We start from the raw sequence: 14,148 nt of genomic DNA on the forward strand, positions 1-14,148 counted from the left end.
GCAAGAACCTGCGTTATCGTCAGCCGCGTTTTGATAACCGCACGCGCAAGAAGGGCTGGCTACCACCCAGCCTGCAACACCGAGTCGATACGACCATGGCCTGGGTGGACAAGCTGTGCCGTTGGGCGCCGGTGACTCATCTGAACATGGAATTGGTGCGCTTCGATCTACAGAAGATGGAAAACCCGGAGATTTCCGGGGTCGAGTACCAGCAAGGCACGCTCCTGGGCTATGAAGTGCGTGAATACCTGCTGGAAAAATGGGGGCGTGAGTGTGCCTATTGCGGCACCGGTGATACACCCCTGGAAATCGAGCATGTGGTAGCGAAATCTCGGGGCGGCTCTAGCCGGGTGGCCAACCTGACCATCGCCTGCCATGAGTGCAACCAGGCCAAGGACAGCCAGTGGCTTGCTGATTTCTTTGCCACCAACAAGGGACTCAAGAAACGCCTCAAAGCCAATGGCTTGTCGGCGGAATTCCGCCTTGAGCGCGTCCAGCGCCAGCTCAAATTACCGCTGCGGGATGCCACCGCTGTCAATGCCACCCGCTGGGCACTGTTCGGTGCAATGAAGTCCACTGGTCTACCCGTCGCCGTGGGCAGCGGCGGTCGCACCAAGTACAACCGTCAGCGGCTGGGCANGCTGGGCATTCCCAAAACCCATGCGCTGGATGCGGCCTGTGTCGGCAAGTTCGACACCCTGAAAGGCTGGCGGGTACCCACCCAGGTCATCAAGGCCATGGGGCGCGGCAGTTATCAGCGCACCCGGCTCGACAAGTTCGGCTTTCCGCGTGGCTACCTGATGCGCCAAAAGCAAGTGAAGGGCTTTCAGACCGGCGATAGGGTCAGGGCGGTGGTGCCCAGCGGCAAGAAGGCCGGGACACATATAGGTCGCGTGGCCATCCGCAAGACCGGCAGTTTCAATATTCAGACAGAACAAGGCGCGGTCCAGGGGATTTCCTGGCGCCACTGCACCCTGCTGCAACGCGGTGATGGCTACGGCTACCACCCACTACCCACCATTCAACACTAAAGGAGGCGCGGACAGGGAACCCCGAGTCGTGCTGCGCACGACGCGCTATCCCTCCCGGCGCTAAAGCAACCGGGTTTCCCGCGCAAAACGATGAAGCACCGATAGCGGTCTGAGGTCAACAAGTCTGAGGTCAACAAGATAGGCCAGTGGGAATAATGAGAGTGCTTGCGGTAGATTCCTCTGTGAAGCAGGATAGGTCCCAGCTTCGACCAATGTTCATCAGTGAGCATCAGCCGAAGCATTGCGGACTCCCAAGGTGTTGGCTTGGGAACCTCTACTCTGTGGGTTTGCACTTATACTGCGAATACCTCAGTCATGAACGTCAACAGCCCCTAGATTAAAAAAAGACCTACTCCCCCGATAGGTAAATAAAAATCGATATTGCACGCACAGGTATTGCCGATGGCCATCCCCGCCCTGTACGAAAATCCTTCAGCGACCGTGATTCGTTCGCTGCTCCAGCACGCCCATGAGCTGTCTGTATATGCCAAGGACATGCCCTATGCGTTAAAGGCGGAGATAGTGGAGCTAAGCCTGAGTACCGGGCGTATGGTGCTGGACGTTGAGTACGCTGGATCGGATATCGAGCGGTATCTGGTCAGCGGCGGTGTGAGCTTCGATCTAGAGGCCCTGCAGGGATTACACACCATTGAGCGCCAGACCTACAGTCTCAGCAACGTCGCGGCCAAGCTGCTCAAGATGGACAGCACTCTCTACCGTCTGGAGTGCCAGCTCCCGGAATCGGTTTTAGTCCAAGAGAACCGGGGCGCGCTTCGCATCCCCTTTATCCTCGGCATGCAGGCCCGCGTCAGCCTCGAAGTCTACCTGCATGAACTCAACGTGCCCGGTAGGCTACGTAACTTGTCGGGCGGTGGTTGCATGGTTGACATCGATCTGGCGGAGAGCATAGCGATCAGCTTGGACCAGAACATACCTGGAGTGTCACTGGAATTTCCCAACGGAGAGAGCTTTTTTTCCGAAGGCACCGTCCGACATATACGCCCCTTCGGTAACCATGGCTACGCGGCGGTCGGTATTCAGTTCATCAACCTGACGATGTCCCAGACAGAGACCTTGCTACAGTACGTCAATGAGTCGGAAAGAGAAGCGGCCTTTCGTACCGGATCCAACGATAAGCTCTCCCATCACTCTCCCCTGTTCATTGCCGGCGCCAAAGAGAAGAAGATTTTGCAGCGAGAAGCCCAGGAGCGTGAGAAGCGCGCTCGCCAGTCGCCCATGGAACGCGGTGTGATAGACGTGGCGCATCAGCTCCAGGTGGGTCTGATGCACATGAGGACTCGCTCCGTATTCCCTAGCGAGATCTTCTACGATTGCGTCGACACCCTGCGTTACCTGGTGGAACAGGATCGCAAAGCTCTCCTCTATGCCCTGGCGTTCCTGCGGGACGAGCCGGACTGGGTCAGGCATGCCGTTCAGGTCGCCAGCCAACTAGCCGACTTGCTACTGACCCGTGACCCGCATGATCCCCAGGTGCGTGAAGCCGTGCTGGGTGCCTTGTTGCACACCATGGGCAAGCCGCTGCTGATCAGCGCGGAGCTGCCGTCGCTCAAGGTCAATATGAATCCTGTGCAGAGGGCAATTCTGAGCGGCCATGCGGCAGAACTACGTGAGAAGCTGCTTGAATTAGGCTGGGAGCCAAGCCCTACCTGCCGTGATGTCATTGAGAACGCCAACGAACAACTCGACGGCTCCGGCTACCCGGCCGGCAAGCATGAGGAGCAGCTGTCGGCGCTAATTCGGCTGGTTTCGGTCACCAAGGCGATCAACAAGCTGATGCATGCGCGTAACGGCGTCCCACCCCGCACACCTCTTGACGCCTACCGCAGGATTCATGAGGCAGGTGAGGCCTATGACAAGGCGGTGCTGGTGGAGTACATCCAGGTGTATGGCCTGTACCCGATCGGCAGCCTGACGAAATACTCGGGGGGCTTTTTGGCCTGGGTCATGGACATCGACGGCAAGGGCATGCCTATCCAGGTTCATATTGTCAAGAACCTGCGTTTTCCTGATACCAATATCAACAGCACGATCACCCAAGAAGATTTATCACAGATCGGCAAGCTGCAAGAAGTCGTCAACCCCGCGGATTATGGGGTCAAGTTTCTTAAAGTGTAGGGGTAGCTTTCCCACAGAAAATGCGAGCAAACCTGTTGGTTCGATTAGGCCAAACCCTCTATAAATTTTTGTTTTTAAATATATTTTTAGCAAATACGCGGCAATGGGTCATTTTCCAATTCTTCCAGAATGCGCTCACCCCCGTAGTCTGTGGTTAATACGACCCGGGAATGGTTCGACTGGATCTCACCGACAATTGCAGCCTGCGAACCCGCTGGCAACGCCTGCCAGCGCTTCAATGCCGATGGGGCATCGCTCATTGAAACGACAGCCATTACGCGGCCCTCACAAGCCAGATAATAAGGGTCATATCCCAGCAAATCGCAGACGCCACGCACCTGGTCGCTTACCGGAATGACTTCCTGCCAGAGGTTCATCCCGAGGCCAGTGGCCCGACACAGCTCATGGGCAACGGTTGCCAGTCCACCCCGTGTAGGATCACGCATGAAGCGAACGCCCTCCAGGCCTTGTAAAGCACGAGTCAGCGGAAGAACGCTGGCGGAGTCGGACAGCAAGCTGCCGGACAGGCCGAACTGCTCGCGGGCCAGCATCACGGCCGTGCCATGATCGCCGATGGATCCACTCACCAGGATTTTATCTCCCGGCTGAACAAAATCCATGCCCAGGTTAGTCCCGGGGGCCATGACTCCTATCCCTGTCGTCGCCAGATAGATACCGCCGCATTGGCCGCGGGGAAGTACTTTTGTATCACCGGTAACGACGACAACCCCAGCCGACGCCGCAGCCTGGCCCAAGCTTTTCATAAGCCTTGCCAGACGGCTTATTTCGAACCCCTCCTCGATAAACAGGCTCAGTGTCAGGTAAAGCGGCACTGCGCCGCTGACGGCCAAGTCGTTTATCGTGCCATGCACTGCAAGCGAGCCAATGTCGCCACCGGGAAATTCAAGAGGCTGAACCGTAAAGCCATCGGTGGTGATGACTGGTAGCCCTTCAAGCGCAGGAAGCTTAGCCGCATCCAGTTGCGTATCCAGCATAGGGTTCGCTAGGGCGGGACGGATAACATTCTCAATCAACTCATGCATCAGCCGACCGCCGTTACCGTGGCATAACTCGATCACACCCGCTTCAGAAGTCGCCATAAAGAGCCTCTATTACCTGGCCAAAAGAGATGCCGGCGTCGTTACAGGGCACCTGTTCATTGAGCCGGACCGTAAACCCCCACTCATCGAGCAGTCCCAGTGCTTGTTCGACCAGAAGGCGATTCTGGAAGACGCCTCCCGCCAGTCCGATAGTGATCTCACCATGCTCCGCGCGAATCCTGAGGGCCTGTTTCACCAGTGCCAGGGCCATGCTGGCCTGAAACAGGCCGGCTCGCGCTGCGGGGCTTTGCCGGCCATCCATCAGGAAAGGAATCAGCGGCGCCCAGTCCGTTCGCCAGACTCTTTCAGCGTCTCGATACAATGGCAGGGGCAACGCCGGAATATCCGGATCGGCAATGGCTTCCAGCCACATCGGTGCCTTGCCCTCGAAACTCGCCATGTCCATCAAACCGATCATTGCAGCGGCGGCATCGAAGAGACGACCGGCTGAGGAGGTTTCATGACAGTTTAGCCCCTTCTGCCAGGCTTCTTTCGCCATGGGAGAGGCATTCCAGTCAAAACCGGCAGTCCAGCACAGCGCCGCGGCGCTGCGCCAGGGCTCGCGGCCGGCACGATCACCCCCGGCAAGACGAAAAGGCCGGAATGAGCCCTCACGACGCCATTGTCCCGGCCCGCCGAGAAGCGCTTCGCCGCCCCAGAGAGTGCCATCCGACCCCAGCCCCACACCGTCCCAGGCAAATACCAGCCAGTTACCAGTAACCTCGGGGCATTCGCCCACCAGTGCCGAGGCGTGCGCCTGGTGGTGCCCCACAGGTTGCAGCGCAAGCCCGCACCCCTTTGCCCAGCGCGTGCTCGCATAACCGTCGTGGGCGTCACAAATAACAGCTTCTGCCCTCACGTCATAAAGCCTCTGTAATTGCGCTGCCGTGCGAGCAAAAACCGCCTGGGAACGCCGGCTATCGAGATCGCCGATGTGCGGGGATATAACCACCCGGTTACCCCAGGCCAGAGCCAGGGTATTTTTCAGGTGTGCGCCAGTGGCCAATATGGGAAAAGCAATGGGCCGCGGGAGTTTCAGTTCAAGTGGTGTAAGCCCTCTGCCTATCCGTATGGCACGGATTGTTTTTGCACAAGGTTGAACCACGGAGTCATCGATCGGCCGTAGAATCGACCGGTTATGATGTAAAAAGCCATCCGCGACGTTTGCCAGCAATGTCTCGGCCTCTCTCGGCTCGGTCACCACGGGTTCACCACTTATATTCGCTGAGGTAGTGACCAGAGCCCCGCCAACGTCCTGCAAAAGCAATTGGTGCAACGGACTATAAGGCAGCATGGCGCCCAATTGACTCAGGCCGGGAGCAATGCAATCCGCCAGACTTGATTGTGGGCGTTTGGGCAGAAGCACCACAGGCCTATCCGTTGCCGAGAGCGCCGACAGTGCCAGTTGATCAGCGATGACTGCGCCATGTAACGCAATCAAGTTGTCCGCCAGAGGAAACATAACCGCGAGCGGCTTGTGGGGTCGGTGTTTACGGATTCTTAGTCTTGCCACGGCGCGCTCGTTGCGTGCATCCACCATCAGGTGATAGCCCCCTACCCCTTTCACGGCAATGATCAAGCCGGCCCTTAGCTGAGCCACGGCTTTTGCCAGTGCGGTCTCATTGCCATGAACCGCAATGCGCCCTGGTTCGCTAAACCAGAGCTCAGGGCCGCAGGCGGCGCAAGCGAGAGGTTCGGCATGGAAGCGGCGATCATTAGGATTCGCATATTCCGCCCTGCATGCAGCGCATAGCGTAAATTCGCTCATGGTCGTTTGGGCGCGATCATAAGGCATGGCCTTGATGAGGCTATAACGCGGGCCGCACTCAGTACAGTTGATAAACGGATAGCGATAGCGCCTGTTCGAGAGGTCCTGCATTTCTTCAAAGCAGCGTGCACAGACGGCATAATCCGGTGAAACATGAATATCGGTATCGCCAACGCTACTTGCGAGGATTCGAAAGTCCGTATGAAACCCGGCAGGAATTTTTTTACGCGAAACAATGGTTGGCAGAGCCAGCGAAGGCGCCTGCTGTTGCACCGCCGCCGCAAAAGCGTCGATGCAGCTGGCATCACCTTCGGTCACGACCTCCACGGTGCCGGATCGATTCCGGACAAAGCCATTCAGCCCAAGCTCTCTGGCAAGGCGATAGATGAAAGGTCGGAACCCTACCCCCTGGACCCGGCCGGTTATCAGCCAGCGGCAGGCGCCCTGCTCTTCTAGTCGGGGCATATCGGCGTTTCTCTGTGGCTACGGACACCGTTGGCCCACCAGATCCGGCAAGCGCCTTCGTCCGACACCATGCAGGGGCCGACTGGATTTCTCGGCGTGCATCCACGACCGTAGAGCGGGCACTGGTTGGGATAAATTTGTCCCATGACGACGTTGGCACAGGCGCAACCGGGCGGCATCTCTCCGGCGCGACGACGCGACGCCCGGCTGTGATCGGAAAAGCGAACTCGTGCATCATGTGAGGCGTGAGCCTCCCTCGGGTTGAAGCCGGAGCGAGCAAGGATACCGATGCCACGCCAGTTGGCGTCGACAACGTCAAAGGCGTTCTTGAGTAAGCGTTGTGCCGTGGGGTTGCCATCCGGGAGCGCAACTTCCGCATAACAATTATCCAGAAAGGAACGGCCCTCCAGGGTTTGTCGCAGGCATGAATAGATCGCCGCAAGCAGGGATTCGGGGGTAAATCCGGCCACGGCTGCCGGCAAGACATGGCGTTGAGGAACGAACTGCCATTCCTCGGTCCCCATGATGGTGGCGACGTGGCCGGGCGCAATCAGGGCATCGAACTCGCAGCTTTGCGACTCAAGCAGCATTGCCACAGCGGGCCAGGTGAGCCGCCCTGAAATGAGCAGGGAAAGATTATCCGGAAGATCTTGCCCGAGCAGCGCCGCAACCGGTGCCATGGTGGTCTCAAACCCCGCCGCAAAAAACACCACTTCGCGCTCCGGATGTTCCCGGGCAATGGCCACCGCATCCATAGGGCTGGCAATCGGTCGAATATCGGCGCCGGCGGCCCGCGCAGCATCGAGTGATCGCGGCTGTGAACGTGGCAGGTTAACGGGCACCTGCAGCATGTCCCCAAACGCTAACAACAGGACCCGCTCATCAAGTGCCAATCGCATGGCCTGATAAATATCTTCCTCAGGGCAGATACAGACGGGACATCCCGGCCCTGGAATGATCTCGATGTTTCGCGGCAACACGGTACGCAAACCCGCCAGGCTGATGGATCGCTCATGGCCACCGCAAACATTCATGATCTTGAGGGTGCGATCCAAGGGTAGCCCGTGAATAAGGTTCAGCCAGTGCCTGGCTTCAGGAGTCACCCTGCACCTCCATTCTCAACCACCCTGGCTTCATCAACCGGTGATTGGGCTTTGTGTGCGTGCAGCCATGCAAGCCATTCGTCGAGGCCGGCTCCGCTTCGCGCGGACAGCGATATGATGGGCGCAGGGCTGGCAAGGGCACGCAGAAAGTTTTCAGCCCGGTCAATCCGGAAATCACCCACATGAGGGAGCAGGTCCAGTTTGCTGATGACCAGCAGGTCTGCGGTTCTGAACATGACAGGGTACTTTGCAGGCTTGTCGTCGCCCTCGGTGACTGACAGCAGGACAACATTCAGATGCTGGCCCAGATCGAAGCTTGCGGGGCAGACCAGATTGCCGACATTTTCGATAAAAAGAAGGTCAATTTCCGCCAGATCCATGCCATGGAGGGCGTTGTGCACCAGCTGGGCATCAAGGTGACAGGCACTGCCAGTGGTTATTTGAACGACCGGAATATCCAGGGCGCGGATGCGCTGCGCGTCCAGCTCGGTCTCCAGATCGCCCTCCAGAACCGCGCACCGGTAGTGCTTCTGCAACGTCCGCAGCGTGGCTTCCAGCAGTGCGGTCTTGCCTGCCCCGGGTGAAGACATCAGGTTCAGTACCAGTGTGCCGGCTGAACTGAAGTGCTCGCGATTATGGGCGGCAAGATCCTGATTCTGCTGGTGCAGGTTCTGTAGCAGCGAAATGGACGCTGTTTCCTGTGGTCCGGAAATTCCCGGTGGCTTACCACAACCGCAGTCTACGCACATGATCTGCTCCTTTTAATTACGGGCACTTTATCGCGGATAGTTCGTCGAGGGTCAGCTCGACACTCTCCAGTATCAATTCGTCACCGCTGACCAATTGGGTGGAACAGCTACCGCAAGAGGTACAACTAAGCTGGTTGGATGCTGCCCGAGATCTTTTTTTGCAACTGCCGCAATAGACCTCTATGCAGGTTGCCGTCAGGTTCAGTTTTGCTGATTCAGCCAGGGTGCCCGCCGCTGCCAGGGGGAAGGCGGTTTTCAGCAGTTCGGGTTCGACGCCGGACAAAGGACCGACCTGCAGGCGCACAACGGTTACGGCCAGGACCCGATGCTGTTCCGCCACCTCCAGAATCTGGCGGAGCAGGCTCCGGCAAAGGCTCAGCTCATGCATGACTGCCCCGCGCCATCTCGTCATGCAGCTCCCATGAGGTGCGAGCGTCTGCCTGGCCGATTTTCTGGATCGCATAACCCACATGCACCATGACGAAATCTCCGGGAACCAGGGCCGTGCCTTCCATCAGCATCAGGTTCACTTCACGAAAAATGCCCTTGGCCTGACAGCGGGCAACGCCGTCTTCAATGGTTTCAATTTTCATTGGTACGCCTAGACACATGTTTTCACCTCGCTATTGAGGCCTGGCCAACGGCTGCGCCATGCGCTTGATGTTTCGTTGATGTCCATGCGGATAACGTTTCGTCAATAAGCGTACAAAGCTTCGGAACGGCGGCAGCAACCGCTGGCGAAACCTCTTCGCAGAACACTGATTCGGACATTTCGACTTCAGACATTTCGACGCCTAGAATCAACAGATGCCGGGGAAGCAGTGCGAGTTCATCCGCGAGCGCCAGCGCCTCGGCCACGCCGAAGCTGTGAGAAGAAAAGCAGCCATTAGCCTGGGTCAGATCGGCCAGCGCCAGGCGATGGATACGTCCCGGTTGCCCCATGTTCTGAAGGGCGTCAACCACGACAACTCCCCGGGCTCCTGTCAGTGCCTGGATCAATCCGCTGCCGGGCCTGTCGAGAGCCAACGCCGAGCATTGCGTGGCACCTTCGGGCTCTGTGGTGTTATCCAGAGACTGAAACGCTGAAACGAGGCGCCAGCCCAGCTGGTCGTCGCCGAAGGGCGAGCCTATGCCCAGCACCCGCCAGTGGCTCATAGGCGCTCCGTCGACAATCTGAGAAAGTGAGTGGCGCAGGAAATGCAGGGGTCGAAATTGCGAATGACCTGTTCACAGTGCAATTGCAGCTCCTTGTCCGGCTTGTCCAGGCCAAAGGCCATCAGGGAATGCTGCAAATCCCGCTCGATGCGGGCCTGATTCTGACTGGTCGGCGGTACGATGCGAGCGTTCCGGATCAAGCCGTCCTCATCCAGCTCGTATCGATGCCAGAGCAAGCCCCGCGGCGCCTCGGTAGCACCATAGCCGACACCTGCGGGAGGCTTGACCGGGACAGAGGCGGTGTCGGGCTCTCCGTAGTCTTCCAGAATCCGGATGGCATCGGTGATGCCATAGCAGATTTCAATGGCGCGTGCCGCCATGCTGTGGAACATGTTGCCGGAAGGCCAGTCGATCCCGGTCTTTACGGCAAGCGTTCGCACCGATTCGGGTAAAGTGTCCAGGTTCAGGTTTAGCCGGGCCAAGGGCCCGACCAGATAAGGCTGGTCGTTGAACAGGCTGAACAAGGCGGTGGACTCGGCCACCTGATGCTCGACGATGTGCTTTTCAAAGTCCGAAACAGCAAAAGACTGACCCCGGTTGGAGGCAATCTTACCGTTGAGAATCGGATAGTCGCCCGGTTCTTCAAGTGACAGCAGCGTCACATCCTGGTCCCGGTCGGGAACCGCAATGCCCGCCACCCATGCAACAAGATCCTGTGCATCCTGCAAGGCATCTTCGAGCTGGACTTTCAGTGCCGTCGCCTCTTGCATGGAAGGCGCACGGTGAAAGCCCCCCACCTTGATGCCGACCGGGTGAACGGATCTTGCGCCCAGCAAGCGAATCAGTGCATTACCGAGACCCTGCAGGCGCATGCCCCGCCTGACGATCTGCGGGTAGTCCTTGGCCATGGTGATAGCGCTGTCGTAGCCGAAGAAATCCGGCGCGGCCAGCAAATGTATATGCAGCGCATGGCTTTGAATCCATTCACCGTAATACATGAGCCGACGCATGGCCTGCACCCAAGGCCCGGGATCCGTCCCCGACAGGCTTTCAACGGCATTGATGGCGCTCATCTGATAGGCAACCGGGCATATGCCACAGATGCGTGCCACCAGCTCCGGCAGTTCCTCATAGGAGCGGCCTTCAAGAAACTTCTCGAACAGGCGGGGGGGTTCGTATATCTCCAGGTGCAAGTCTTCGATTTGACCATCACGGATACGCAGGTGCAGAGCCCCTTCGCCCTCGACCCGAGCCAGAACCGGAACATGCAGTGCGACGGTCCGTTTATTAGTGACCATGGTCGGCGTCCGTAGATATGATGTTGGCGGCCGCGTCGCGGAACTCAGGCGCACTGTTGCTGATGTGCCGAAAATGACGTGTAATTTCTTCCGGCAAGAGGCCCAACCCTTCAAACCACCCGGCGAGCGAAGCAGTATTAAGCGCTTCTGCGGGCCCATAACAGGAATAGCAGCCGCGACCGAAGCTCGGACAAAGCGCTCCGCACCCCGTCTGCGTGACAGGTCCCATGCATGGCATGCCCTTGGCGACAAGTACGCACACTGCTTGTTGGCGCTTGCACTCCATGCAAACCTTGTCCTGAGCTTGCTCCGGCAAGGTGCCATATAACCACGCTCGTATTGCGCCAAGCACCTGGTCCTTGTTAGGAGGGCAGCCCCAAATTTCCAGGTCGATCTTGATGTGGTCCGACATGGGTGTGGAGGTGGCAAGGCTATCGATATACTCGGGTTTGGCGTAAACCGCGCTGAGCCATTCCCCGGCATCCGCAAAATTGCGTAACGCCTGGATACCTCCAGCCGTGGCGCAGGCGCCGAAGGCTACGATGAAGCCGCTGTTAGAGCGGATTTGCTTGATGCGCTGCAGATCATGCTCCGTGGTTACCGACCCCTCGATAAAAGCAATATCTACCTCCGCGTCAGGAGCCACGGGTCCGGCTTCTGCAAAATGTACCAGCTCGACCATGTCCGCCAGTTGCAGCAATGTCTCGCCCATGTTCAGAAAGGTCAGTTGACAACCGTCACAAGAGGCAAACTTATGCACCGCCATGCGGGGTTTGCGTCCCAGGGTACTTGTTTGCATTAAACCCCCCTGATGCCCAACAAGCGCTTTACAGCGGGATATTTAAAGATGGGGCCCTGTCGACAGAGGAACTGATCACCGAATTGACAGTGCCCGCAGTGCCCCACCGCGCACTGCATGTTGCGCTCCATGCTCAAATAGAGGCGTTGTTCAGGCACGCCCCGCTGCAAAAGGTCCTTCGTGCCGGCGATCATCATCCCTTCTGGCCCGCACATCATGACTATGGTGCCTTCAGGATCAATCTTGGCATCATCGAATACCTCGGTTACGGGGCCGACGTGAAACGGCCAGAGGGGACCACCGTGATCGGCTGCTACCAGAACCTGTGTGTTGGGGAAGGTGCGCCAATAATCGTAACGCTCCCGCCAGATAAGGTCTTGCGCATGCTTTACGCCTTGAATGACAGTGAGTTTTCCGTAGCGCTGCCGGCGCATCAAAACATAATTAATAACCCCGACAACCGGTGCGCAACCAATACCGCCGGTGATTACCAGTACATCGGCACCCTCGGCTTGTTTTAGCGGCCAGGACTGGCCGTAGGGACCACGAAGTCCGATCTGCGACCCAACATCCAGCCTGGCCATGGCATCGGTAACCCGCCCGGTCGCCCTGATGGTATGCCCGAGAATCTCGGGCTCATCCGGATCAGAGGCGATAGAAATGGCAATCTCTCCAACGCCGTGCAGGTAAAGCATGTTGAATTGGCCTGGTGCAAACCGGTATGCCCGCCGCTGCTCCGGATTCCTCAGGCGCAAGCGCAGGGTAAAAATCCTGTCCGATTCCTGGATGCGCTCGACAACCTCCGCCACCATCGGCATGCGAGAGATGGTAGTAGGCACTTGGGGCGCGGTATGGCCACCATGAGCTAGGCTGGGATTACTCATCGCTGGCATCCTTGCAAATCGCTGCAGCTTCTTCCGTCAGGTCAATGCCCACCGGACACCAGGCAATACAACGGCCGCAACCGACACAGCCGCTACGGCCATATTGGTCAATCCAGCTACCGAGTTTATGGGTAAGCCATTGGCGGTAGCGCGTACGGATGTCCGGCCGGATAACGTGCCCGCTGATAGAGGAATGCCCCTGGGTAAAGCAGGAACTCCACTCACGGCAGTGTTCGCTGGTCTGGCCGTCTAGAGAAGGCACCTCGTTTTCGCTCGCACAAAAACAGGTTGGACACACGGAGGTGCAGTTGCCACACGCCAGGCAGCGCTCGGCAACGTCATCCCATCGGGGGTGATCCAGATTCTCGAAAAGTATTCGGTTAAGGGGGCCTTCGGGCAGCGCGCGCGTCTGGACGGCTACCGCTGCATCCAATTCACGACGAGTCTGATCAAGCTGCGCCTCGTCAGCCTCCAACAAGGGAAGCTGATCCAGAATCAGTTTTCCGCGATCGCTGCCCGCATCGATAATGAAACCTTCATCCAATTCAGCCAGCGCAATATCATACCCGCCGGTTGCTGCCGGACCGTCTCCGGTAGAAACGCAAAAGCAGGTCGAGGCCGGATGACTACAATGGACGGCCACGATGAACAGCTGTTCGCGACGACGCGCGTAATGGACGTCCGGAGAAGGCTCTTTCAGAAAGTGCGCGTCATGTATGGCAAGGGCTGCCAGATCACAGGCGCGTACTCCCAACACGGCCAAGGGTTTCGGCTCAACTATCCGTTCTTTAAAGCTTAGGCCACCATTCTCGTCTACGGTACCTTCCCAGAGTACCTCGCGAGAGGGAAAGAGATAGGGCTTCAAGGCCTGTGGCCCGTTGGCCCATGAGAACCAGCGCGCATCCCCGCTACTTTCCAGCCGATAATAGCCGGGCGCCTGCCGGTCGTAAGCTCCCTGCGGTAATTCGCTAACCGTATCGAGACGATCAAAGATAATGGCCTCGTCACGCATGACGGGACCGACACAGTCAAAACCCTGCAAGATCAACTGGTCAATAAACGACTGGAAGTTCTGTCGCGGAAGGAAATAACGCTCCAGGTCTTTAAAGACATCATCCACGTCGACCCCCGGTAAGATTCTGCGCCCCATGTGTTCACTAGCCACTTATCTCAAGTTAGCAGGTTTATCCGTTGGCGCGAAAAACCGCGTACTTCTAGAGCGAGTAAGCTGGCCCCAGACGGATGGAAGCCCTTTGCATTGATCACTTCGGACCGTAGCGGGCACAATAGGCGCGTTGCGATCAATACTCAGAAAAAATCATCGAGTCGTTTGTAAGCCACGTGAAACCTTTGAAACAGGGCTGCACAAAACCGTGCCGTGGTATTTGGAGCATCTTGACTGGAGTGAGCGGCTACAAGCGAGAGAAGTATCAGCACATCTATTCGTTAACCGGCAGCGTTAGAAGCCTAGGAGACTGTCGGATTAAGGGGCGCGAATCGCAGAAGCAGCGTCCCTTCGTTGGTTTTTCCGCAGGGTAAGCGATCCTGCGGTTGGAAAGGTGCTTTCGCCTTCTACAGCCTTGTCTTGTGCCGTCTCTTGGCCCCTGCTGCGCGTGCTATCAGGGTAAGGGGCGCCCCTTACCCTGTGGTCAGGCGGTGC

Annotated in this window: 13 protein-coding genes; 2 read left to right on the top strand and 11 right to left on the bottom strand. The window is 57.8% G+C overall.

What is annotated here, in order from left to right; genetic code table 11:
- Positions 1–8 precede the first annotated feature (8 nt).
- Together iscB and DU506_RS19330 are read left to right on the top strand one after the other, a co-directional pair.
- On the top strand, positions 9–1,031 hold the full coding sequence (iscB, locus tag DU506_RS19320) for an RNA-guided endonuclease IscB (RefSeq protein ID WP_422822349.1): 1,023 nt from the start codon (positions 9–11) through the stop codon (positions 1,029–1,031).
- A 402-nt stretch (positions 1,032–1,433) separates the two neighbouring features.
- The gene (locus DU506_RS19330) at positions 1,434–3,167 is read left to right on the top strand and encodes a PilZ domain-containing protein (protein ID WP_114488501.1); all 1,734 of its coding nucleotides are present in this window, start codon (positions 1,434–1,436) and stop codon (positions 3,165–3,167) included.
- 86 nt (positions 3,168–3,253) lie between these two features.
- Here DU506_RS19330 and hypE read toward each other — a convergent pair whose 3' ends face one another.
- From hypE to DU506_RS19385, 11 genes are read right to left on the bottom strand one after another with little or no spacing between them, the layout of a single operon-like run.
- A complete protein-coding gene (gene hypE / locus DU506_RS19335; protein WP_114488502.1) occupies positions 3,254–4,267 on the bottom strand; it encodes a hydrogenase expression/formation protein HypE in 1,014 nt (337 codons plus the stop codon).
- Positions 4,254–6,500 carry a carbamoyltransferase HypF gene (gene hypF, locus DU506_RS19340; protein WP_114488503.1) on the bottom strand — a complete coding sequence of 749 codons (2,247 nt, stop codon included), beginning with the start codon at positions 6,498–6,500 and terminating at the stop codon, positions 4,254–4,256. The genes hypE and hypF overlap by 14 nt, the downstream gene beginning before the upstream one ends.
- Positions 6,488–7,603, bottom strand: a complete 1,116-nt coding sequence (hypD, locus tag DU506_RS19345; protein ID WP_114488504.1) for a hydrogenase formation protein HypD — start codon at positions 7,601–7,603, stop codon at positions 6,488–6,490. Before hypD ends, hypF begins: the two co-directional genes overlap by 13 nt.
- On the bottom strand, positions 7,600–8,352 hold the full coding sequence (hypB, locus tag DU506_RS19350; protein WP_114488505.1) for a hydrogenase nickel incorporation protein HypB: 753 nt from the start codon (positions 8,350–8,352) through the stop codon (positions 7,600–7,602). The genes hypD and hypB overlap by 4 nt, the downstream gene beginning before the upstream one ends.
- Before the next feature lie 16 nt (positions 8,353–8,368).
- Positions 8,369–8,740, bottom strand: coding sequence for a hydrogenase maturation nickel metallochaperone HypA (gene hypA, locus DU506_RS19355; RefSeq protein WP_114488506.1), 372 nt, complete (start codon positions 8,738–8,740; stop codon positions 8,369–8,371).
- Positions 8,733–8,963, bottom strand: coding sequence for a HypC/HybG/HupF family hydrogenase formation chaperone (locus DU506_RS19360; protein ID WP_114488507.1), 231 nt, complete (start codon positions 8,961–8,963; stop codon positions 8,733–8,735). The genes hypA and DU506_RS19360 overlap by 8 nt, the downstream gene beginning before the upstream one ends.
- A gap of 4 nt (positions 8,964–8,967) precedes the next feature.
- Complete coding sequence (locus tag DU506_RS19365) at positions 8,968–9,507, bottom strand: hydrogenase maturation protease (protein WP_114488508.1); 540 nt, start codon at positions 9,505–9,507, stop codon at positions 8,968–8,970.
- Positions 9,504–10,805: a Ni/Fe hydrogenase subunit alpha gene (locus DU506_RS19370; RefSeq protein ID WP_114488509.1), complete on the bottom strand. Its 1,302-nt coding sequence runs from the start codon at positions 10,803–10,805 to the stop codon at positions 9,504–9,506. The genes DU506_RS19365 and DU506_RS19370 overlap by 4 nt, the downstream gene beginning before the upstream one ends.
- The gene (locus DU506_RS19375) at positions 10,795–11,604 is read right to left on the bottom strand and encodes an NADH-quinone oxidoreductase subunit B family protein (protein WP_114488510.1); all 810 of its coding nucleotides are present in this window, start codon (positions 11,602–11,604) and stop codon (positions 10,795–10,797) included. The genes DU506_RS19370 and DU506_RS19375 overlap by 11 nt, the downstream gene beginning before the upstream one ends.
- On the bottom strand, positions 11,604–12,488 hold the full coding sequence (locus tag DU506_RS19380; protein ID WP_235825798.1) for an FAD/NAD(P)-binding protein: 885 nt from the start codon (positions 12,486–12,488) through the stop codon (positions 11,604–11,606). The genes DU506_RS19375 and DU506_RS19380 overlap by 1 nt, the downstream gene beginning before the upstream one ends.
- Positions 12,481–13,638, bottom strand: a complete 1,158-nt coding sequence (locus tag DU506_RS19385; RefSeq protein ID WP_114488511.1) for a 4Fe-4S dicluster domain-containing protein — start codon at positions 13,636–13,638, stop codon at positions 12,481–12,483. The genes DU506_RS19380 and DU506_RS19385 overlap by 8 nt, the downstream gene beginning before the upstream one ends.
- Between the last annotated feature and the right edge of the window lie 510 nt (positions 13,639–14,148).

This window comes from Vreelandella rituensis, from assembly GCF_003336665.1.
GTDB classification, from domain to species: Bacteria; Pseudomonadota; Gammaproteobacteria; order Pseudomonadales; family Halomonadaceae; genus Vreelandella; species Vreelandella rituensis.

What these genes read in the sequence shown, in the direction of transcription:
- DU506_RS19385 (WP_114488511.1), bottom strand. Translation starts at nt 13,638, where the DNA reads ATGGGGCGCAGAATCTTACCGGGGGTCGACGTGGATGATGTCTTTAAA.
- DU506_RS19380 (WP_235825798.1), bottom strand. Translation starts at nt 12,488, where the DNA reads ATGAGTAATCCCAGCCTAGCTCATGGTGGCCATACCGCGCCCCAAGTG.
- hypB (WP_114488505.1), bottom strand. Translation starts at nt 8,352, where the DNA reads ATGTGCGTAGACTGCGGTTGTGGTAAGCCACCGGGAATTTCCGGACCA.
- hypF (WP_114488503.1), bottom strand. Translation starts at nt 6,500, where the DNA reads ATGCCCCGACTAGAAGAGCAGGGCGCCTGCCGCTGGCTGATAACCGGC.
- hypA (WP_114488506.1), bottom strand. Translation starts at nt 8,740, where the DNA reads ATGCATGAGCTGAGCCTTTGCCGGAGCCTGCTCCGCCAGATTCTGGAG.
- DU506_RS19370 (WP_114488509.1), bottom strand. Translation starts at nt 10,805, where the DNA reads ATGGTCACTAATAAACGGACCGTCGCACTGCATGTTCCGGTTCTGGCT.
- DU506_RS19330 (WP_114488501.1), top strand. Translation starts at nt 1,434, where the DNA reads ATGGCCATCCCCGCCCTGTACGAAAATCCTTCAGCGACCGTGATTCGT.
- DU506_RS19375 (WP_114488510.1), bottom strand. Translation starts at nt 11,604, where the DNA reads ATGCAAACAAGTACCCTGGGACGCAAACCCCGCATGGCGGTGCATAAG.
- DU506_RS19360 (WP_114488507.1), bottom strand. Translation starts at nt 8,963, where the DNA reads ATGTGTCTAGGCGTACCAATGAAAATTGAAACCATTGAAGACGGCGTT.
- hypE (WP_114488502.1), bottom strand. Translation starts at nt 4,267, where the DNA reads ATGGCGACTTCTGAAGCGGGTGTGATCGAGTTATGCCACGGTAACGGC.
- DU506_RS19365 (WP_114488508.1), bottom strand. Translation starts at nt 9,507, where the DNA reads ATGAGCCACTGGCGGGTGCTGGGCATAGGCTCGCCCTTCGGCGACGAC.